Here is a 20,456-nt window from a genome sequence, read left to right as displayed (position 1 = left end):
GATCCCGGGTCACGACGCGGCGGCCTCTTCCAGCGCGGCCAGCAGGGCGGCGATCGCGGGCGGGTCGGGTGGTTCGCCGTACGTCGCGGCGTAGACGTGCCGGCGCGAGTCCGGGATCTCGGTGGCGAAGATGCCTTCGGCCTGGTGGCTGCGGAGGGCAAGACCGGGGATGGTCGTCACCCCGAGACCGGAGCCGACCAGTGCCTGCATCACCACCATGTCGTCGGACGTGTAGCCGACCCGCGGTTCGTATCCCTCGGCCGCGCACAAAGAGATCAGGTGGCTGCGGCACCGATCGCAGCCGGCGATCCAGGTCGCGTCGGCGAGCTCGGCGAGCGTGACCGGCCGCTGTTTCGACAGCAGGTACAGCGGGTCGTCCAGCAGGTGGTGCAGTCGTACGCCGGTCGGCTCCGGCTCGGTCTCGTCGTACCGGAAGACGATCGCGACGTCGATCTTGCCGGTGCGCAGGAGCTCCAGTGCCTCGGGCGGATGCAGGTCCGTGAGACTCACCTCGAGCCCCGGATGCTTGCCGGCCAGCGCCGCGACGGCTCCCGGTACGAGCGATCCGATCGCCGACGAGAACCCAGCGAGACGAACCTTGCCCACGCTCAGGCCCACGTGCGCGGCCAGTTCGGCGTCGGCGGCGTCGATCCGGCCGATGATCTCCGCGGCCCGGGTGGCGAGCATGAGGCCGGCCTCCGTCAGGCGGATGCCGCGGCCGGCGCGCTGCACCAACTGCGCGCCGGTCTCGGCCTCCAGGCGGGACAGGTGATGAGTGACCGACGGCTGCGAATAATGCAATTCCCGCGCTGCGGCGGTGACCGATCCGTGGCGCGCGACCGCGTCGATGACGCGCAACTTCGTGACATCGAGCATGTATCAAACCCGTCTATGGGTGAGAACGAAACTTGGCATTAGACGCTATGGGTTGAGGTGGCGCACGCTCAAGACATGACGACGACAACGATCCCCACCAGCCAACTGACCGACCTCGCCGCGGGCGTTCGTACCGCAATCGACCAGCACGCAGACTGGCACGACACCGCACAGCTAGTGGCCGAGCAACTACGCCGGCACCTGCCGACTCCCGACGTACTCACAGCCGAGCAACGCCTCGGATCAGCGGAGAGCTACCAGAGCCACACCCTGCACGTCGAGCCTGACGGCTCGTTCTCGATCATCGCCCTGGTCTGGCGGCCCGGTCAGCTCACCCGCATCCACGACCACGTGACCTGGTGCGTCTTCGGCGTAATCCAGGGCGTCGAACACGAGGACCTCTACGACGCCGACCTCAACTTGGTCGCCCAGAGCGACAACCACGCCGGCGACGTCAGCGGCTTCGCACCCCCCGGCGACATCCACCGAGTCAACAACACCTCCGACACCACCGCCATCTCCATCCACATCTACGGCACCGACGTAACCCGCATAGGCTCCAGCGCCCGCCGCTACTACAACTAACGCCCCGCCATCACCGCACCCGCAACAACTCCGACGGAACAATCCGCACGGGGAACGGCAGCTCCGCCTCGAACACATCCTTGCCGCTGACAACGGCCCGCATCTGGTAGGCACCGTCCGCCAACTCGAGTACGGTCAGCTCTTCCTCAGCCGGGTCGAACATCCAGTACGCGGCACCCCGGCCCGTGCGTAGAACAGCACGCCGCCGACAAGCTCGTACCGCGGGCCCTCGTCCGGGGCCAGCTCTAGGTCGGCCACCGTGAATTCGCCTGGTTCAACCGGTCTCATGCCCCGACTCTGGACCAGACCGGCCCGCAGCCGCAGGGCAGATGAGCATCTGCCCCGGGATGCCCTGGATCAGGTTGAGCGGTTGACTCGACGTGCTAGGTCGGCGGGAACGATCCGCACCGGGAACGGGCGCTCGGCTGCGAACACCTCATCGCCCTTGAACGTGCGCTCGATGTACTCGCCGTCGGCCAACTCGAGGACCGTCACCACGAAGGCGTCAGGGTCGATGATCCAGTACGACGCGATGCCTGCCTTCTGGTACGCGTGGCGCTTCCTGATCAGGTCAGTCGACCGGTTCGACGGCGACAGAACCTCGACGGCGAGGATCAGCGTGCGCCGAGCCTCGTCCCCATCGACATCGTGGTACTGGAAGACCATGAGATCGGGTTGCAGGCTGGTCCGCCCGTTCGGCCGGAAGTCGAAGGGTGCGAAGAAAACCTCCATGTCCTCCGGACATGCCCTCAACAGCGCGGCATAGCACACGCCCGCGGCCCGTTGATGTTCCTCCTTCGGACCTGGCGTCACTAGTAGCCGTCCGTCGAGCAGTTCGTGCCGCATCCCGTCGTCGGGAAGTGCGTCGAACTGCGCGAGCGTGAGCTTCCGCGGCGTGGTGTCCACGAACCCCATCGTGCCTCCTCCGTCGTCATTCGACCAGCATGGCGGCTGTTGACGGGCAGTCGACGCCGTTTAGGCAATCTGCCCCAGGATGCCCCGGGATGCCCCGTCAGTGGGTGAGGGCGGCCGGTGTCAGGTCTACCGGGAACGGGTGGGTTGCGTGGAAGGTTTCTTCGGCTTGGAGGACGGCTTGGCAGGTGTAGCCGGTGGGGGTTAGGGCGAGGATTGTTAGTTCTTGGGTGGTGGGGTCTAGGAGCCAGTAGGACGGGACCTGGTGGGTTTCGTAGAGGGCGCGTTTTAGGACCACGTCTGTTGTGCGGGTGGAGGGGGAGAGGACCTCGACGACCAGGAGCGGCGGTTGGGTGACGGAGGTGTTGCGGGGGCAGACGAGGAGGTCGGGGCGGAGGGTTGTGTGGGGTGTGGGACGGAAGGCGACGGAGCCGACCGACACGAGCAGGTTGGGTGGGCAGGCCTGTTTCAGGAGGATCATCAGAGCGATGACGGCCGCGTGGTGGGCGGGTGGTTGGGCGCCGGTGATGAGTAGGCGGCCGTCGACCACCTCGTACCGCCTGCCGTCCCGTGCGGGTGGAGGGGCGTCAGGCGGCCCGGGAGATGCTTGGAGCGTGGTCACGCCAACAGCTTGACCGATTTCGTCGTGCCGCCGTTGGAGTTATCCACAGGTGAGGGGGTTCTCCAGGGTGCCGACGAACTGGAGGGAACCGGCGACGTCGGTGAGGTCGACCATTTGCTGGTTGTTGCGGAGTTGCAGCCGGTTCAGGCAGGACAGGGCGAACTCCGGTGTGAACATGTCGTACTTCGCGAACGCCTCGGCCAACTCCGGCGTCGCGGCCTGGTAGTCGCGCACCGCCTGCGCCACCACCGACCAGAACTCGTCGGGCGTCAGCAGACCCTCGCGATCCAACAGCGGTGACAGGAAGCGGAAGATGCAGTCGAAGATGTCGGTGAAGATCGACAGCAGCTTCTCGTCGTCGGGCACCTCGGCGCGCACCCGCTCGGCGTCCGGCGGGATCGGCGTCGACGGGCTCAGTACGGCGATCTCCTCCGCGATGTCCTTCATGATGACGCGGATCGGGATCGCGTCCCGCAGCACCAGGATCAGGTTCTCGCCGTGCGGCATGAACACCAGCTCGTACGCGTAGAAGCTGTGCAGCAACGGGATCAGATACGCGTCGACGTACGCGCGCAACCAGTCGGCCGGCGCAAGACCCGACGCCCGTACCAGCGCGGCGGCCAGCGATGCACCGTGTCGATCGACGTGCAGCAACGACGCCATCGTCGCGAGCCGCTCCCCGGACTCGAGCGACGGCAGCGGGCTCTCGCGCCACAGCGCCGACAGCATCTTCCGGTACGGCGACGTCTTGTCCGTCGCGTTCTCGTAGTACCGGTTGTGATAGCCCGCCGCCGCGATCTCGCGCAGCACGCTGAAGCCGTAGCGCTTCAGAACAAGGTCGTTCGAGACGACCGAGTGGACCCAGTCGTTGATCGCCGGCGTCGCGGCCATGTACGACGGCGACAGCCCGCGCATGAAACCCATGTTGAGCACCGACAACGCCGTCTTCACGTAGCACCGGGACGGCTGCGACCGGTTGAAGAACGTCCGGATCGACTGCTGCGGCTGGTAGACATCGTCGGTCGACCCAAGGTAAATGATGTGCCGCTGCGCGATATCCGCCGCGAACGTGATCGACGTCTTGTTCTCCCACTGCCACGGATGCACCGGCAGATAGACATAGTCCGCAGGATCAGCGCCCACAGCAACAATCTCCGCCGCGAACCGCCGCAGAGTCTCAGCCCCCAGCTCGGCGCGAAGCAGCTCGTCATAGGACAGCGTGTTGCTGTGGGCAACCGTAGTACGGTCCCGTCGAGTAGCGATCCAGGTCAGCTGCACCGGCGCACCGGTCTCCGGCGCATACGCCAGATAGTCGCTCACCCCGAACCCGAGCCGCCCGTTGTTCGCGACGAAACACGGATGCCCCTCGGTCATCGCGGCCTCGATCACCTGGAAGTCCGCCGTGACCAGGTCCGCTGCGGTCAGATCCGGCTTCGACAGCTTGTACGCCGCCGACGCCAGCGTGCTGCTGATCTCCTCGAGGTACACCGGCAGCATCTCCGCGCCGATCCCCAACTGCTCACGGAACGAGGTGATGAACTCGAGCGCATCGATCGGCCCGCCGTCGTCCCGGACGATGCTCGGGGCATCGATCTCCCAATGATTCAAGGGGTACAACCGAGCAGTGAACCGATACCCGTCAACCGCGAACCCGTTGTCGACGGCAACAGGTGTGAGGATGCGCTCGTGCGCGAACTCGGCCAGCGCCTTCCGCACCAGAGCGCGGTTGACGACAGCCCAGACGTCCGGGTTCAAGTGCGAGATCATCAGCCTGCCTCGTTCATTCGGTGTGCGTCGGCGTACTGGTCACGGGTGCAGAAGCTCAACCACGCCTGCTTGTCGGCCAGTTGTACGACGCTGTGCTTGCGGAACCCCATCCGCGCGTTCAGCGCCTGGATCTTCACGTTGCGTACGTCGGGCTCGACCACGACCCGGTCGACCAGCGGATCGCTGAACAAGCTGTCCATGATCGTCTCGAACACCGCGGCGGTGAACCCGGCGATCGGCGTGACCGCCGGTCCGACCAGTACGTGCATGCCGATGTCACCCGGCGCGACGTCGTACACCTCACCGACCGCGTCGTACGCCGGCTCGTAGCGCTCCATCAGGAACGCGGCCCGGCCGTCGTGCTCGCCGAGAAAGGCACGGTGATGCGCGCTCTGCGATATCCGGAGGTACTCCGCGTGGACGTCGGCGACCGACGCGTTCAGCAGGCCCCAGTACTGCGCGTAGGGCTGGGTGACCCAACCGTGCAGCGTGGTCACGTCCTCGGTCAGGTCGAACGGCCGGAGGCTGAGGGTGCCGAGGCCGGCGACGAAGCGCCGGTACGTCGGCTCGGGCAGTGCTCTGGTCATGGCGGACTCTCTGCTGTCGAGGTGGGCGGTCCTGTTAGCTAAGGCTTACCTTACTAGATCCTCAATACCTGAGGAACCGGGTCCGTATCCTGACGACCACCTCGTCCGTCCAAACTGGTATGACCATGTCCGATCTGACTGATGCACTCGACCTTCCTGAGCTGAAGGCGACCCGCCAGGCGCGCAGGGAGTTCCTCGACCGCCTGGAGCCCCTGCGCACCGACCTGTACGCGTACTGCCGCCGGCTGACCGGCAACGCGTTCGACGCCGAGGACCTCGTCCAGGAGTCGCTGGCGCGGGCGTTCACGCAGGCGGCGCAGGCGCACAGCCCGATCCTCAACCCGCGGGCCTGGCTGTTTCGGGTCGCAACCAACGCGTACGTCGACAGCTACCGCCGCCAGTCGCCCGTGCTCGTCGACGCGCCGGAGCAGGCCGCACCGGACACAGCCGATCCCGCAGAGGTCCGTGACGCCTGGGCTGAGCTCGTGACTCTCCTCCCGCCGCAGGAGCGCGCCGCACTCGCACTGAAGGACCTCTTCGGCTTCACGCTCATCGAGGTCGCCGACGTACTGCGGACATCGGTCGGAGCCGTCAAAGCCGCACTCCACCGCGGCCGCGGCCGCCTGGCGGACCCGCAGCGCTCTCTGAAGACGCGCGAGGCCCCGGACCGCCGCCTGCTCGATGCGGTCGCCGACGCGTTCACGGCGTACGACGTACCGCGGCTGACCGCTCTCCTGCTAGCCGATGCGGACAGCGAGATCCTCGGGGTGCTGACGGAGTACGGCGCCGACAACATCCGCCAGGGGTCGATCGAGCACACGCTGGACCCGTCCAAGCCCTACCGCTACACAGCGGAGGTCGTGGACCTCTGGGGCGAGCAGGTCATCCTCATCCGCATCGTCCGCTACGGCCAGGGCGCTGTGAACGACCTGATGCGCCTCACCACCGAGGACGGCAAGGTCCGGTCGATCCGCTGGTACTACTTCTCGCCCGACTTCCTCAATGAGGTGGCAACCGCCCTCGACCAACCTGTGGAACTCAACGGCCACCACTACTGAAGGCGGACACTCCAGGTAGCCCGCGCGGCGGATGTGCGGTGGCGGCCGGTCTGCCTACGTTGGTGGCATGTTGATCGCCGAGGACCTGCTACTGCTCCTGTACGACGACCAGACCGGGAAGCCGATCGCCGGCTCACCAGGTTTGGACTACGCGCTGGCCGGCGCCGTGCTGATCGAGCTCACCCTGCAAGGAAAGCTCGACATCACGAGCCAAGGCAGCGGGGAGAAGCCAGGGCGGCTGAAGGTGGTGAACGGTGCGCCGACCGGAGACCCGATTCTGGACGAACGGTTGTCGTACGTGTTCGGCAAGCCAGGAAAGAAGCCGAAAGACCAGATCGGTGCGCTGTCCAAGCGCCTCCGTGACCAGCTGCTCATCAGGCTGGCAGAGCGCGGTGTGCTGGAGCAGGAAGAGGGCCGAGTGCTCGGACTGTTCCCGGTGACACGTTGGCCGGCTAAGGACGCACGGCACGAGGCTGAGGTTCGCGCCCAGCTGCAGAGCGTGTTGACGCAAGGTATGGCGCCGGACCAGCGGACCGGTGCGCTGATCGCCCTGCTGAGCGCGCTGAACGTCGTACCGAAGGTTGTCACCGACGCGGTGGACAAGCGGGCGCTGCAGCAGCGCGCAAAGGAGATCGCCGAGTCGGACTGGGCGGCGGACGCAGTCAAGAGGGCCGTTGCCGAGATGCAGGCCGCTGTGACCACGGCAGTCGTGGTCTCCGCGACAGTGGTTGCGTCATCCGGTAGCTAGGCGGGCCTTGATCTCCGGCTTGACCACCTTGCCGACCTTGGAGCGGGGGAGGTCGTTCCAGACGAGGACTTGCTTCGGGGCCTTTACGCTGCCGATGCGGGTCTTTGCGAAGGCGATCAGCTCCTCCGGCCCGACCAGGCTGCCCGGCTGCAGTTGTACGACGGCAACAACCCGCTCGCCCCACTTCTCGTCCGGCTGTCCGACCACCGCGCAGTCCTGTACGTCGGTGTGCGCCATCAGGGCCTGCTCGACCTCGGTGGAGTACACGTTGAAGCCGCCGCTGATGATCATGTCCTTCGCGCGGTCGACGATATACAGGTAGTTGTCGTCGTCCAGGTAGCCGATGTCACCGGTGTGGTGCCAGCCGTACGCCGACGCGGTCGCGGTCGCGTCCGGATCGCGGTAGTAGCCCCGCATCACCAGCGAGCCGCGGACGACGATCTCACCTCGCTCGCCCGAGGGAAGGAGACCGCCGTCCGGGCCCATGATCGCCACCGTGACCAGCGGTGACGGCCGCCCGGCCGACGACAGCCGGCTCCGCGCAATGTTGCCTGCGGCATCGAAGTGCGCGGCGGGCGGCAGGATCGAGATCATCATCGGGGCCTCGGTCTGCCCGAACAGTTGCGCCATCACCGGACCGATCCGCTGCAGCGCCTCCTCGAGCCGGGCGACCGACATCGGCGCGGCGCCGTACCAGAAGCATCGCAACGACGAGAGGTCCGTGGAGTCCAGCTCCGGCGCCGCCAGCACCATGTAGATCAACGTCGGCGGCAGGAACGTGTGCGTCACCCCGTGTCGCGGTATCAGCTCCAGGAAGGCATGGACGTCGGGAGCCCGCATGATCACGATCTCCCCGCCGGACGCGAGCACGGGGAAGCAGAGCACCCCGGCCGCGTGCGTCAACGGCGCCAGGGCGAGGTAGACCGGCCGCTCGCGGAAGGGATACCCCATCAGGGTCAGCGCGGTCATCGTCTCGAGATTGGCGTTGCCGAGCATCACTCCTTTCGGACGGCCCGTCGTACCGCCGGTCCCGACGATCATCGCCAGGTCGTCCGGATCGGTCAGATCGGGTGCCGGTTGGGACGCGCCCCCGCAGAACGCGCCCCAACCGACGATTCTCCGGCCTTCAGGGTGGGGGTCGTAGCCGGAGTCCGAGGGCTCCCCGTCGAGGCACACAAAGGTGTGCACCTTCGGCAGTGAGTCCCGAATGCGGTCCACCAAGGGTGTGAATGCCGCCTGGTAGATCAGTACTTCACAGTCGAACTGGTCGAGCAGCTCACGGTTCTCCGCGGCCTCGTTGCGCGGGTTGATCGGGCACCAGATCGCACCGGTCCGGCTGATCCCGAACACGCAGCTGAACGCGACCGGGTCGTTCGCGGCCAGGATCGCGACCTTGCTCCCTGGCTTGACGCCCGTCGCCACCAGCGCACCGGCGATGCGGTACGACAGTTGCTGCACCTCGGCGTACGACAGCGTTTCGCCGTCCGTGGTGAGGCAGGCCGCGTCCGGGCCCAGCGAGGCACCCTTGTCCAGGTAGTCGACCAGTCGCACGAGAACTCCTCTAGTGCTGCACAGTGAGCTGCGGCTCGGACACCAGCCCGAAGCTCCGCAGTACGCCGAGCAGCTCGCGGTGACCGAACGCCTGGCAACCACTCGCGAACCCGACCCGCTTCGGAGGTGTCTGCAGCAGCGAGTACGCCGCGTACGCCTGGAGCAGACCGGTCTGCTGGTAGTTGCTGTTGCCGTGGATGACACAGTGCGCCCGGCCGAGCGGCCCGGAGGCGTGCACGGAGTCCAGCGTCTTGTTGACCCGCGGGTTCTCCCGTGGCGGCATCTCGTTCATGACCTGGCGAGCGGTGGCGGTCAGTGCCTCGTCGCGCTCGGCCGGCGCCATGTCCTTCGTCGCCTCGAGCGCTGCGGCAACGATCTGCGGTACGCCGTTCATCAGCGCCGCGTTGAAGACACCGCCCTGCGACTTGCAGTTGGCGACACGAGGATCGCGCTTGAACCACACCGGGTGCGACATGCCGCCCCACGGCAGCGACAGAGCCAGCTCGTGCTGTCCGGGAACGACCAACTGCACCAGCCCCTGCGTGGGGAACTCGGTGTACTGGTTGTTCTCCAGGTAGTGCGCCTTCGACGTCGCAGCGTTCACCAGGATCGTGCGAGTGGAGGCGATCGTCGGACTGCCGCCCCAGAAGACAGCGATGTCCAGCGTGTCCAGCCCCGGCTGCTCGAGGCACAGCTGCGCAGCGATCTCGCTGGTCGTGTACATCTGCGCGATGCCGGGTGCCAGCACCAGGCCGGCCTCGGCGAACTGCGGACCGTACTTCTCGTCGCAGGTCATCAGCCAGTCCTGCTCACCGGTCGTGTCGGTGTAGTGCGCACCTGCGGCCAGTGCTGCTTCTACTGCGGCCGGACCGAGCTCGCTGAACGGCCCGACGGTGTTCAGGACGACAGACGCGCCTTTGAACAGGTCGGTCAGCGCAGCGGTGTCGTGGTCGACCGTGGCGATCTCGAAGTCCGCCGTCTCGATTCCCGGGACATGTGAGTCCATAGAGGCCTTGAGCTTCGCCTCGTCACGCCCGGCGGCCACGAAGGGCACGTGGTACTGCCGGAGGTACTCACAGACCAGACGGCCGGTGTAGCCGGAGGCGCCGTAGACGACGACAGGCTTGTCGCTCATCACATCCCCATTCCGCCGTCGACGGGCAGGCCGATGCCGGTGATGAACCGGGCCTCGTTCGACGCGAGGAAGACGACCGCGTCGGCCATGTCGGCGACCTCGCCGAGCCGGCCGGCCGGGGTCAGCTCGACCACTGCACCCACCGCGGCCTCAGGGGACTCGAACAACCCGAGTTGCGCGCAGTCGTTGGCCAGACCCAACCCCATCGGCGTCGCGACCAGACCGGGGTAGATGCAGTTGACGCGGACGCCGTACCCGAGCTTGCCGGACTCCATCGCGGCGACGCGGGTGAGCCGGTCCACCGCTGCCTTGGTCGCGGAGTACACCGCGATGCCGGGGAAGGCGATGGTCGCGGCGACCGACGCGACGTTGATGATCGCGCCGCCCTGACCGGCCAGGCCGTCCGGCCGCATCGTCCGCAGGCCCCACTTGACCCCGAGCGTGGTGCCGAGGACGTTGACCTCGAGCATCTTGCGGATGTCCTCGGCGGTGACCTCGGTGAGCAGGCTGGTGATCTCCACGCCCGCGTTGTTCACCAGGAGGTCCAGGCCGCCGAGGATGTCGGTGGCCGCGACGACCGCGTTCTCCCACTGGCCGTCGTCGGTGATGTCGTGCGCGACGAAGCCGTTGCCCGCTCCGAACTCGCTGTCCAGCGCGTCGGCGACAGCCTCGCCGGCGTCCTTCTGCAGGTCGCTGATGACGACTTTCGCGCCGGCTGCCGCGAGGGCCTTCGCCATGCCCTCACCCAGCCCCTGCGCGCCGCCGGTGACGAGGGCCTTGCGGCCGGAGAGATCGAGTGAACCCATCTGAAGCTCCTTCTGCTGACCGCTGGGGTGGTTCACACTCTGGCCAGCCTTTTGACAGTCGTCAAGACTTTGTTTGACACTTGTCAAGAAGCCTCCCCGCACCGGGACGCGCCTGGCCCGGTGCGGGGTAGTCTGACGCAACGACCCGATGAGGAGGGGTGGTGGTGCCAGTGACGTCGGCAGGTGCAGCCGAGCAGGAACGGCCCGCCCGGGTCTCCGGGATCGACAAGATCGAGCGACGCCGGGTCGCGCTGGCGGAGTCGGCGCTGAAGACCCTCGGCGAGCTCGGGTACGCGCGGACCAGCCTGCGGGAGATCGCGAACAACTCCGAGTTCACGCACGGCGTCGTGCACTACTACTTCCGCGACAAGATCGACCTGATCAGCTACTGCGTGCGGTACTACAAGACCAAGTGCGCCCGGCGGTACGACGAGGTCGTCGAGACCGCGACGTCCGGCGAGGAGCTCGTCACCGGGTTCCTGGCGAAGATGACGCAGACGCTGGTCGACGAGACCCCGATGCACAAGCTCTGGTACGACCTGCGTGCGCAGAGCATGTTCGAGGAGCAGCTCCGCCCCGACGTCGAGGCGATCGACAAGCTGCTCGAGGAAATGATCTGGCGGATCCTCGGCCGGTACGCCGAGCTCACCGCGACCACGCCGACTGTGGACGCGCCAACGGCGTACGCGCTGATCGACGGCCTGTTCGAGCAGGCCGTGGTGGGCTACGCCGCGAAGCCGGACAAGACCCCGGACCTGCTGACCGATCGGCTCCTGCAGGTGCTGCCGAAGCTGGTCGCGGCGTAGCCTGGCCGGCTACTCGGCTCCGCAGTCGACCTTGCAGAGCTTGTCGGTCAGCGTGAGGATCGCTCCCGGCTGGTCGGAATCCACCTCGGTCGAGAACTCCACGGTCCAGTTGCCGGCGGTCGTCTGTCCGGCCTTGCCCTGCCGCTGCTTCAACCAGTCGGCGATCTGGCCGCGTGGGTTCACGTGCGCCAGCTCCAGCGCCTGCGGAGCGAAGTCGGACAGCTTGGTCGTCGCCTCCGCCGCCACACCGGTCGCCTGCAGCGAGATCACCGGCGGACGCGGCTGGGTGCCGATCAGCACCTGGATCGACGTAGTGCCTTGAGCGCAGGTCTGGTACGCCTCGTCGGTGCTGCACTTGTAGCCCTTGCCGGTGAAGGCGCTGACGACCTGTGCGGCGTTGAGGTCCGGCAGCTTCTCCTCCGGCCCTGACGACGACGCACTGCTGCCGGCGCTCGGCGCGGTGGAGCTGCCAGAGCTACCGGCCCCGTCCGGCTTGTCGTCGGACTTGCTGCCCGAGCAGGCCGTCGTACCTAGAGCTATCACGGCGCAGGCCAGCACGGCCGCGCCGTACCGCGGGGTCAGACCGGCACCTCGATCGCCGCGTCGAGGGCGATGGTGATCATCTCCGAGAAGGTGCTCTGGCGCTCTTCGGCGCTCGTCTCCTCCTTGGTGATCAGGTGGTCCGACACCGTCATGATGCCGAGCGCCCGGCGCCCGAACTTCGCCGCCAGCGTGTAGAGCGCCGCAGCCTCCATCTCGATCCCGAGGACGCCGTACTCCGCGGTCCGCGCGACCAGATCGGCGCGGTCGTTGTAGAACAGGTCGCCGGAGAACACCTGGCCGACGTGCACGTTCAGCCCGGCTGCCTCGGCCGCGTCGACCGACGCGCGGAGCAGCTGGTAGTCCGCCGTCGGCGCGTAGTGGATGCCGTGGAAGCGCAGCTGGTTCATTTGCGAGTCGGTGCTGGCGGACATCGCCACGATCACGTCGCGCACCCGCACGCTCTCGACGAGTGCGCCGCACGTCCCGACCCGGATCAGGGTCTGTACGTCGTACTCCGCGAAGAGCTCGTTCGCGTAGATGGACGCGGACGGCTGGCCCATGCCGGAGCCCTGCACGGAGATCCGCTCACCCTTGTAGGTGCCGGTGAACCCGAACATGTTGCGGATCTCGGTGTAGCAGAACACGTCGTCCAGGTAGGTCTCCGCGATCCACTTGGCCCGCAGCGGGTCCCCGGGGAACAGCACCCGCGGTGCGATCTGCCCCTTCTCGGCGGCGATGTGAATACTCATGCGGGGATGCTCTCATGATGCCGGGGTAGGTTGGCCCACGTGGCCTACTCCATCGCTTCCGGTTCGCTAGCTCTGTCCCGATCGGTCCTGGACCGCGCCGCCGACCGCCGCCGTGACGACGACTGGCTGGAGAAGGCGTGGGCCGCACCCGACACCCAGGTGGTCGCCGTCGCCGGTGACAAGGTGCAGGTGAACGACGACCGTTCCGGACTGCTCTTCCTGCAGCCGTCCGCGGCTCCCGAGGGCATGCGGATCTTCCTGGGCATCGACCGGGAGTCCGGAGCCGGCATGACCGCCGAGGGGCGCGCTGTCTTCGGTGTGCTGGTGGAGGGCGAGGCAGACGAGTCGTACGGCGGCCTGCGGGAGCTGGGCGCCGTACTGGACGACCGTGAGGCCGCCATCGCGGTCCACGCGATCGGACTGTCCAACTGGCACGCCGTGCACACCCACTGCGCGAACTGCGGCGAGCACACCGAGGTGGTGGAGGCCGGCCACGTCCGGCGCTGCCCCGCCTGCGGACTGTCGCACTTCCCGCGCAGCGACCCGGCGATCATCGTGCTCGTCACCGACGACCAGGACCGCGCCCTGCTCGGCCGCAACGAGGCCTGGCCCGCGGGCCGGTACTCCACGCTGGCCGGCTTCGTCGAGCCCGGTGAGTCGCTGGAGGCCGCCGTACGGCGTGAGGTCCTCGAGGAGACCGGGGTGATCGTCGGCGAAGAGATCGAGTACGCCGGCAGCCAGCCGTGGCCGCTGCCGGCGAGCCTGATGCTCGGGTTCTACGCGAAGGCGTCGAGCTTCGACATCGACGTGGACCAGGACGAGATCGCCGAGGCCAAGTGGTTCACCCGGGAGGACCTCCGCGTGCTGGTCGAAGCCGGCACGATGGCCCTCCCGGGTGCGATCTCGATCTCCCGCCGCCTGATCGAAGGCTGGTACGGCGAGAGCCTCACCGGGAGCTGGTGATCACCGGCCCACGTTGGACCGGGCGGCCGCGATGCGGATCAGGACGCCTTCCCAGCGCTCCACCGAGCCGGCCTTCTCGAGCTCACGGAGCTTCCGGTCGACTGCGAGGACGTATGCCGCGTGACTCGGCCAGTCCGCCTTCGCGCTCGGCAGTACGTCGGTCAGCGTGCAGCCGTACGTCATGAACCGGTTCGACACGTGGCTGTCGATGTTCCCCGTCCAGACCGTCGGCCTGACGTCGGACTGCGGACACGGATCGACCGGTGGGGTGTACGACCCCAGGTTGGTCGGGTTGGTGAAGCCGTCCGGGCGCAACAGCGTGTAGTAGGTGCCGTCCGGTGTTTGCGTGAGCCGGTTGAGGCCGTGGTCGCGCAGGACGGTCGTGTGGCCGCTCAGGCTGTCCAGCACGAACAGTCGCCCACCGGTCACGCCGTACAGATAGCCGTCCCGCCAGGACAGTGCGCCGTCCTGTGAACCGGTGACGGCGCTGAAGACCGGCAGCAAGCGGAGCACCTCACCTGTCGACGGGCTGACCACGAAGACGATGCCGTCGGCCAGACCCCAGATGTTGCCGTCCGGTCCGTAGGTCAGCTCGTTGATGCTGGCCGCGCCCGGTACCGGGACCAGATCGGTCAGCACTGCGCCGGTCGCCGGGTCCACCTTGACCAGATGGGCCTCGGTCGCCTTCGGGTCGGTGCCCTGACCGCCTTCGATGCTGGAGCCGGCCCACACGTTCGCACCCGCGGGCAGGATGGAGGCGATCGTCTGGTCGGTCACCAGGTTGCGGTAGACGGTATGGCTGCCCGTCGGTACGTCGTACACGGTCAGCGCGCCGCCGTACTCGCCGTACGCCGGCGTGGTGCCGACGTACACGTGGTTGCCGTCAGGAACGACCGAGACCGGCCTGTTCTGGTGGTCGCTGTCGACCAGGCTGAACAGTTCCTTCGGGTTGGTCGCGCTGTCCGGTAGTGCGGGGTCCCACAGCGACAGGCGACCGTACGGATAAATGCCGACGTACATCTTGCCGGTGCCGTCCCAGGCCCAGCCTTCCACCTGTCCCTGCCGGGTGGTGACGGTGGACTTGCCGGTCGCCGGGTCGTAGATGGCGGTTGAGCCGTTCAGGTAGACGTTGACGAACACCTTGCCCGTGACGGGGTCGGCCAGCTCGTGCATGAGCGGCGACGGCACGTACTGGAACGGTGAGCTCCACTGCGCCAGCGTCCCGTCCGCAGGGTTGTACCGGAATGTGCCACCGGAGTAGTTGCCGGCCAGGCCGTAAAGCACGGGTACGCCGTTCTCGGTCACCCAGCCGTAGCCGATGGATGCGCCACGCGTCAGCGTCCGCGGCGGCGAGACCGGACCGACTGTGTTGGTGTCGAGGTCGTAGTGCGTGAGGGCCAGGGTGTTGTTGGTGAAGTACACGCCGCCTGGACCGGCTGCGGAGACCCCGCGGGCGGCGATCGGGTAGTCCATCACCTGCTGGCCGGTGGTCGCGTCGGTGTACTTGATCTGCTCACCGGTGACCGCGTCGACCACTACCAGCCGGCTGCTGGCGTTCGCGAACACCTTGCCGCCGGCGTAGTCCAGGTCGATGAAGTCCTTGGCCGTCGTACCCGGGGGAGTGATGTCCTCGACCGCCTTGGTGTCCACGTCGATGCGCAGCAGGCGGGCGTTAGGAGTGGAGACTCCGACGAACAGCTTGCGGTGGTCCGGGTCGTAGACCGTGGACCGCGCGTACTGCTGCACGGGGTCGAGTGAGCCGTAGTCGGTGACCTGTCCGTTCGACGGGTCGTACTTGAACGCGTGCGCGGTCGGGTACGTCCCGCCGTACACGTTGCCGTCCGGGTCGGTGGTGAGGCCGTAGATCTGCAGCTCGCCCGGGATGGGCTGGCCCAGGTCGGTGACTTCTCCCGTGACGGGGCTGTAGCGGTACAGATGCCCGTACGGGTAGGTGCCGAGGTAGACGTCCCCGTTGGGGGTCACGACGATGCCCCAGCCGCCGGCCGCTCCCTGGAGGGGCACGCTGCGGATCAGCTCGTGGGTGTGCAGGTCCGCGACGTTGAGACGTGCGTTCTCGCCGGCGGGCACGGCGTACACGACGTCGCGCCCGTCGGGAGTATGGCCGACCGCGCCCTCCATGACGGTGAGCGAGCTGACCGGCGAGCCGAGGTCTTTGACGACGTCGTCGGCCGGCCCGAACGACTTCGTCGGCGGCCCCAGCGGCCAGGTCTCCGACGGGAACGGATCAGGTATCGGTGGCGCCGCTGTGGCGTGCAGCCCGCCCGTGGCGAGCAGACCGACGGCGACGACCAAGGTCGTCAAGGCATGACCGAATTGACGGCGCGAGAACATGGGCGGACTCCCTGCGACGTAGTTCATCGCAAGGTATAACGGTCATGACCGTAATGTCCATAACTCAGGCGATATGACCTGAGTCAGGTTGTTCAGGCGACGAGCTTGTCCGCGACCTGGGCCAGCGACGGGTTCGTCATCGCGGTGCCGTCGGGGAAGACCACCGTCGGAACCGTCTGGTTGCCGTTGTTGATCTTCTCGACCAGCTTGGCCGCGTCCGGGACCTGCTCGATGTCAACCTCGGTGAACTCGATGCCGGCGCGCTTGAGCTGGCCCTTGAGGCGGTGGCAGTAGCCGCACCACGGGGTCGAGTACAGAGTGAAAGCCGCCATTTGGCTGACTCCTCGAGGCTGGGAGGGGTTTTGTCGGGCCGCCCGTCTAGGGTTGCCTTCGACGTATTCGAACCACGCCGTAGGTGGTGCTGTTCCCGCATGTCCCAGCCCGTGAGCGACCTCACACGATCTGCTTCTGCCGATGGCCTCCTCGAGGCGCTCGACCCGGAGCAGCGGGCCGTCGCGTCCGCGTTGCACGGCCCGGTCGTGGTGATGGCGGGCGCCGGGACGGGCAAGACGCGAGCGATCACCCACCGGATCGCGTACGGCGTGCAGACGGGGACCTTCGACCCGGTGCGCGTGCTCGCGGTGACGTTCACCCAGCGGGCGGCGGGGGAGATGCGCGGCCGGCTCGCGGCGCTCGGCGTCCAGGGGGTGCAGGCCCGCACGTTCCACTCCGCCGCGCTCCGGCAGGCCCGCTTCTTCTGGCCGAAGGTGTACGGCGGGGAGCTGCCGCCGATCGCGGACCGGAAGTTCCCGCTGCTGACCGAGGCCGCGTCCCGCTGCCGGATCCGGGTGGACACGCCCGCCCTGCGCGACCTGGCCGGTGAGGTCGAGTGGGCCAAGGTGAGCAACGTCCGGCCGGACGACTACGCCCGCCTGGCGCCCAAGTCGGCGCGGACACTCGCCGCCTTCGACCCGGCGACGATCGCGCGCATCTTCGCGGCGTACGAGGACGTGAAGCTCGAGCGCGGGCGGATCGACCTGGAGGACGTGCTGCTCTGTGCGGTCGCGTTGCTCGCGGAGGACGAGCGGGTGGCCGCGGAGATCCGGCGGCAGTACCGGACGTTCGTCGTGGACGAGTACCAGGACGTCTCGCCGCTCCAGCAGAGTCTGCTCGACCTGTGGCTGGGCGGCCGGGAGGACGTCTGCGTGGTCGGTGATCCGGCGCAGACGATCTACTCGTGGGCCGGCGCCGAGCCGGAGAACCTCGTGCGCTTCGCGTCCCGGCATCCGTCCGCCACGGTGATCAAGCTGGTCCGTGACTACCGGTCGACGCCGCAGATCGTCGACGTGGCGAACAAGATCCTCGACGCGGCCGGTCCGACCGGGCTGCCCGGCCGGGTGACGCTGCGGTCGCAGAAGGAGGCCGGTCCGAGCCCGGTCTACCGCGAGTACTCCGACGAGGTCGCGGAGGCGGACGCGGTGGCGCGGGCGGTGGTGAAGCTGCGGGACGAGGGCGCGGCGCTGCGCGACATCGCCGTACTGTTCCGGACCAACGCGCAGTCGGAGAACTTCGAGCAGGCGCTGGCCGAGCGGAAGATCCCGACCGTGCTCAAGGGCGCCGAGCGGTTCTTCGAGCGGGCCGAGATCCGGCAGGCCGCCGTACTGCTCAGGGGGCAGGCCAAGGCGGGGGACCTGTCCGACGACCTGGTCACCACCGTGACCGGCGTACTGGGCGGAGCCGGGTGGACGCAGGAGCCGCCGACCGGGACCGGAGCGGTCCGGGACCGGTGGGAGTCGCTGAGCGCGCTGGTGACGATGACCTCCGATTTTGCCGCCGCCAACGCTGAGGCCCGGCTGTCGGACCTGATGGCGGAGCTGGACCGGCGAGCGTCGATCCAGCACGCGCCGCTGGCGGAGGGAGTCACGCTGGCGACACTGCACGCCGCCAAGGGGCTGGAGTGGGAGAGCGTCTTCATCGTCGGGGCCCATGAGGGCACGCTGCCGATCAGCTACGCCCAGACGCCGGCGCAGGTGGAGGAGGAGCGGCGGCTCTTCTATGTCGGCGTGACCCGGGCGAAGCAGCAGCTGTTCGTCAGCTGGTCGACGTCCCGCTCACCCGGCGGCCGTGGGACCCGTGGTCCGACCCGCTTCCTCGACCCGATCGGCGTCCGTACGGCGCGGACCGAGTGGACCCCGTCGTCGCCCACCAGCTGGGAGCGTCCGTCCAGCGCCGCCCCGCGCTCCAGCCGGCCGATCCCGAAGTGCCGGGTCTGCGGCCGCGGGCTGCTCGACCCGGGTGCCCGCAAGCTCGGCCGCTGCGAGGACTGCCCGTCCACGATCGACCAGAAGCTGTACGACGCCCTGATCGAGTGGCGCACCGAGCAGGCCGAGTCGGAGCGGATGCCGGCCTTCGTCATCCTCACCGACGCCACGCTGACCGCCATCGCCGAGACCCGCCCGGCCGACGCGCAGGCGCTGCGCCAGATCCCCGGCATCGGCCACACCAAGCTGGCCAAGTACGGCGAGCACATCCTCAACCTCTGCACCCGCTAGCTGCCCTTTCGGGCAGGTGCTCGGAGAATTGTGTTGCCAGGCACGGGTATCGGGGCGCACTCTGGAAGACGTGCCGCGTTCTGCTCCTGGCAGAGGTGGCAGTTAGGTGACAGAGGCAACGATCCCGGAGCGTGCGGATGGCGTCCCGGAGCGTGCCGGAATCCTGTCGTGGCAACCAGATCCGGTCGCCGCAGCGGCAACTTCCGGCCAACTTCGCAAACTGGCGATAAATAGTTTGCGGGCTCCGACGCGGACGGCGTACTGTTCTTTCTGCGGTCGAAGCCTGGCCGAAAACTTCAAACAACCATAGCGATCGAGCTAACCGCCCGCTTCGCCACAACGAGAGGAGGTGCCTTGGAAATGATCACCAACACGGTCACGAAGCCGTTCAGCGACGCTGTAGCGCTCGCGTGTGCCCCGATTCAGGGTGCCTCGCCGCGACCGCACGTCGCGACCGTTGTGCTCATGGCTTCCGGCATCGCCCAGTTCCGGGGCGGAGCTGTCGGCGATGTGAAGTTCGGCGGTTCGGGTTCTCGAGCATGGAGTCCACCGGTCTGACAAGCGTCAGAGCCGGCACCTCCAGGCCGCGGAACCCACAAAGGGTCCCGCGGCCCTTTTGTTTGTCCACAGATTTGGTGATTACCAACCGGTAGTCATCACCGACGACAAGAGACCAGCATCCAAAAGTCACTGGGAGGTGACCGGAATGAGCGTTAGCTTCCTCGATGTCTTCACCGAGGTGGCAACGTCGCAGGACCTGCCCTGTCGGTCCTACGCGCCAGAACTCTTCTTCGCCGAATCGCCGGCGGACGTCGAGTACGCAAAGTCTCTCTGCACGACCTGCCCGTTGCAGGCCGAGTGCCTGGCCGGAGCGCTCGAGCGTTCCGAGCCGTGGGGCGTGTGGGGTGGCCAGCTGTTCGTCCAAGGTGTGGTGGTTCCGCGCAAGCGGCCCCGAGGGCGTCCCCGTAAGAGCGACACCGTTACCGCAGCCTGACGACACCCAACCATCCGAAACGAGTCCGAACGATGACGACCCAGACTTTACCTAGGAGCACCGAAATGCATTTACTTCAAGAAGATCTCGCCCGTGCTCATTGTCGTGCTTCACTGAAGGCCGCAGAGCAGAACCGGCGCTTCCGCCTCGCTCACAAGATCGAGAAGGCGCAGAAGCAGGCCGAGCGGGCAGGCCGGCGAGCTGAGAGGGCCAGCGCACGTGCGCGCCTCGCACTCGCCCGTCTCGTCTGATCCACCCAGCAGCACAGCCTGACCAGCTGAACAAGTGAGGGGCGGCACCCACAGGGGGTGCCGCCCCTTCAGCGTTCCTGGATCAGCAGCTGCTGCAGCCCGACCAGCGTGATCCCGCTGACGATCTCGTGCCGCGCGATCATCCCGGGTACGTCGGCCAGCGGGATCCATTCGATCCGGTCCGACTCGTTCCGCTCCGTCGGCTCGCCGATCCGTACCGCGCTCCGCGCCCGGAAGACGTAGTGCCGCGAGTCCATGATCCCGGCGGCCGGCTCCGACCGGATCAGCGCGGTGAGCCCGTCGGCCCGCCAGCCGGTCTCCTCCTCGAGCTCGCGTGCGGCGGCGGCCTCCGGGCTCTCACCGGCCTCGATGATCCCCATCGGCAGCTCCCAGGCCCACGTATCGGTCAGGAACCGGTGCCGCCACATCAGCAGCACGTGCTCGTCCCGGGTGACGACTGCGGCGGCGATGTCCTTCAGCCGGACCGCGTGATAGTCGAAGCGCTCACCGTCGGGTTGCTCGACGTCCAGCCGCCGTACGCTCAGCCACCGATTGCCCCAGACCTCGGCCTCACCGTGAATCACCCATCGCACCCGGTG

At 67.6% G+C, this 20,456-nt stretch carries 21 protein-coding genes; 7 read left to right on the top strand and 14 right to left on the bottom strand.

Annotated elements, in window-relative coordinates; genetic code table 11:
* Positions 1–9: 9 nt before the first annotated feature.
* The gene (locus ACIA58_RS35085) at positions 10–876 is read right to left on the bottom strand and encodes a LysR family transcriptional regulator (protein ID WP_396408149.1); all 867 of its coding nucleotides are present in this window, start codon (positions 874–876) and stop codon (positions 10–12) included.
* 75 nt (positions 877–951) lie between these two features.
* Here ACIA58_RS35085 and ACIA58_RS35080 point away from each other — a divergent pair, with 75 nt between their 5' ends.
* Positions 952–1,461 carry a hypothetical protein gene (locus ACIA58_RS35080; RefSeq protein WP_396408148.1) on the top strand — a complete coding sequence of 170 codons (510 nt, stop codon included), beginning with the start codon at positions 952–954 and terminating at the stop codon, positions 1,459–1,461.
* Between the two features lie 10 nt (positions 1,462–1,471).
* Here ACIA58_RS35080 and ACIA58_RS35075 read toward each other — a convergent pair whose 3' ends face one another.
* From ACIA58_RS35075 to ACIA58_RS35055, 5 genes are all read right to left on the bottom strand, one after another.
* Complete coding sequence (locus tag ACIA58_RS35075; protein WP_396408147.1) at positions 1,472–1,624, bottom strand: hypothetical protein; 153 nt, start codon at positions 1,622–1,624, stop codon at positions 1,472–1,474.
* Between the two features lie 194 nt (positions 1,625–1,818).
* On the bottom strand, positions 1,819–2,376 hold the full coding sequence (locus ACIA58_RS35070; protein ID WP_396408146.1) for a Uma2 family endonuclease: 558 nt from the start codon (positions 2,374–2,376) through the stop codon (positions 1,819–1,821).
* Between the two features lie 97 nt (positions 2,377–2,473).
* Complete coding sequence (locus tag ACIA58_RS35065; protein WP_396408145.1) at positions 2,474–2,995, bottom strand: Uma2 family endonuclease; 522 nt, start codon at positions 2,993–2,995, stop codon at positions 2,474–2,476.
* A gap of 39 nt (positions 2,996–3,034) precedes the next feature.
* Positions 3,035–4,762 carry an IucA/IucC family protein gene (locus ACIA58_RS35060; protein ID WP_396408144.1) on the bottom strand — a complete coding sequence of 576 codons (1,728 nt, stop codon included), beginning with the start codon at positions 4,760–4,762 and terminating at the stop codon, positions 3,035–3,037.
* The gene (locus ACIA58_RS35055; protein ID WP_396408143.1) at positions 4,762–5,349 is read right to left on the bottom strand and encodes a GNAT family N-acetyltransferase; all 588 of its coding nucleotides are present in this window, start codon (positions 5,347–5,349) and stop codon (positions 4,762–4,764) included. Before ACIA58_RS35055 ends, ACIA58_RS35060 begins: the two co-directional genes overlap by 1 nt.
* 125 nt (positions 5,350–5,474) lie before the next feature.
* On the opposite strand from ACIA58_RS35055, the gene ACIA58_RS35050 reads away from it, so the two are divergent.
* Positions 5,475–6,407 (top strand): sigma-70 family RNA polymerase sigma factor, encoded by a 933-nt coding sequence (locus ACIA58_RS35050; RefSeq protein WP_396408142.1) that lies wholly within the window; start codon positions 5,475–5,477, stop codon positions 6,405–6,407.
* Positions 6,408–6,474: 67 nt separating this feature from the next.
* Positions 6,475–7,155, top strand: a complete 681-nt coding sequence (locus ACIA58_RS35045; protein ID WP_396408141.1) for a GPP34 family phosphoprotein — start codon at positions 6,475–6,477, stop codon at positions 7,153–7,155.
* Here the strand turns inward: ACIA58_RS35045 and ACIA58_RS35040 are convergent.
* Genes ACIA58_RS35040 through ACIA58_RS35030 form a run of 3 tightly spaced genes read right to left on the bottom strand, consistent with a single transcriptional unit; the run spans position 7,141 to position 10,647 of the window.
* On the bottom strand, positions 7,141–8,706 hold the full coding sequence (locus tag ACIA58_RS35040; protein ID WP_396408140.1) for a long-chain fatty acid--CoA ligase: 1,566 nt from the start codon (positions 8,704–8,706) through the stop codon (positions 7,141–7,143). The genes ACIA58_RS35045 and ACIA58_RS35040 overlap by 15 nt on opposite strands.
* Positions 8,707–8,716: 10 nt before the next feature.
* Positions 8,717–9,841, bottom strand: a complete 1,125-nt coding sequence (locus tag ACIA58_RS35035; RefSeq protein WP_396408139.1) for a DUF5938 domain-containing protein — start codon at positions 9,839–9,841, stop codon at positions 8,717–8,719.
* Positions 9,841–10,647, bottom strand: coding sequence for an SDR family NAD(P)-dependent oxidoreductase (locus ACIA58_RS35030; RefSeq protein WP_396408138.1), 807 nt, complete (start codon positions 10,645–10,647; stop codon positions 9,841–9,843). Before ACIA58_RS35030 ends, ACIA58_RS35035 begins: the two co-directional genes overlap by 1 nt.
* A 164-nt stretch (positions 10,648–10,811) precedes the next feature.
* Between ACIA58_RS35030 and ACIA58_RS35025 the strand changes: the two genes are divergently transcribed.
* The gene (locus ACIA58_RS35025; protein WP_396408137.1) at positions 10,812–11,453 is read left to right on the top strand and encodes a TetR/AcrR family transcriptional regulator; all 642 of its coding nucleotides are present in this window, start codon (positions 10,812–10,814) and stop codon (positions 11,451–11,453) included.
* 9 nt (positions 11,454–11,462) lie between these two features.
* Here the strand turns inward: ACIA58_RS35025 and ACIA58_RS35020 are convergent, their stop codons facing one another.
* Both ACIA58_RS35020 and deoD read right to left on the bottom strand, forming a co-directional pair.
* Positions 11,463–12,011 (bottom strand): hypothetical protein, encoded by a 549-nt coding sequence (locus ACIA58_RS35020; RefSeq protein ID WP_396408136.1) that lies wholly within the window; start codon positions 12,009–12,011, stop codon positions 11,463–11,465.
* Positions 12,012–12,031: 20 nt separating this feature from the next.
* Positions 12,032–12,745, bottom strand: a complete 714-nt coding sequence (deoD, locus tag ACIA58_RS35015) for a purine-nucleoside phosphorylase (protein ID WP_396408135.1) — start codon at positions 12,743–12,745, stop codon at positions 12,032–12,034.
* 39 nt (positions 12,746–12,784) lie between these two features.
* Between deoD and nudC the strand changes: the two genes are divergently transcribed.
* Positions 12,785–13,708 (top strand): NAD(+) diphosphatase, encoded by a 924-nt coding sequence (gene nudC / locus ACIA58_RS35010; RefSeq protein WP_396408134.1) that lies wholly within the window; start codon positions 12,785–12,787, stop codon positions 13,706–13,708.
* Here nudC and ACIA58_RS35005 read toward each other — a convergent pair whose 3' ends face one another.
* Entirely contained in the window at positions 13,709–16,030 is a 2,322-nt protein-coding gene (locus tag ACIA58_RS35005) for a hypothetical protein (RefSeq protein ID WP_396408133.1), read from the bottom strand.
* Positions 16,031–16,152: 122 nt separating this feature from the next.
* Positions 16,153–16,392 (bottom strand): mycoredoxin, encoded by a 240-nt coding sequence (locus ACIA58_RS35000; RefSeq protein WP_396408132.1) that lies wholly within the window; start codon positions 16,390–16,392, stop codon positions 16,153–16,155.
* A gap of 99 nt (positions 16,393–16,491) precedes the next feature.
* On the opposite strand from ACIA58_RS35000, the gene ACIA58_RS34995 reads away from it, so the two are divergent.
* The gene (locus ACIA58_RS34995; protein ID WP_396408131.1) at positions 16,492–18,612 is read left to right on the top strand and encodes an ATP-dependent DNA helicase UvrD2; all 2,121 of its coding nucleotides are present in this window, start codon (positions 16,492–16,494) and stop codon (positions 18,610–18,612) included.
* A gap of 706 nt (positions 18,613–19,318) precedes the next feature.
* Complete coding sequence (locus ACIA58_RS34990; RefSeq protein WP_130383944.1) at positions 19,319–19,606, top strand: WhiB family transcriptional regulator; 288 nt, start codon at positions 19,319–19,321, stop codon at positions 19,604–19,606.
* 319 nt (positions 19,607–19,925) lie between these two features.
* Here ACIA58_RS34990 and ACIA58_RS34985 read toward each other — a convergent pair whose 3' ends face one another.
* Complete coding sequence (locus ACIA58_RS34985; RefSeq protein ID WP_396408130.1) at positions 19,926–20,450, bottom strand: NUDIX hydrolase; 525 nt, start codon at positions 20,448–20,450, stop codon at positions 19,926–19,928.
* Positions 20,451–20,456: the final 6 nt, after the last annotated feature.

The organism is Kribbella sp. NPDC051586, from assembly GCF_044453965.1.
GTDB lineage: Bacteria > Actinomycetota > Actinomycetes > Propionibacteriales > Kribbellaceae > Kribbella.
This window is presented reverse-complemented; position numbering and strand designations above follow the sequence as displayed.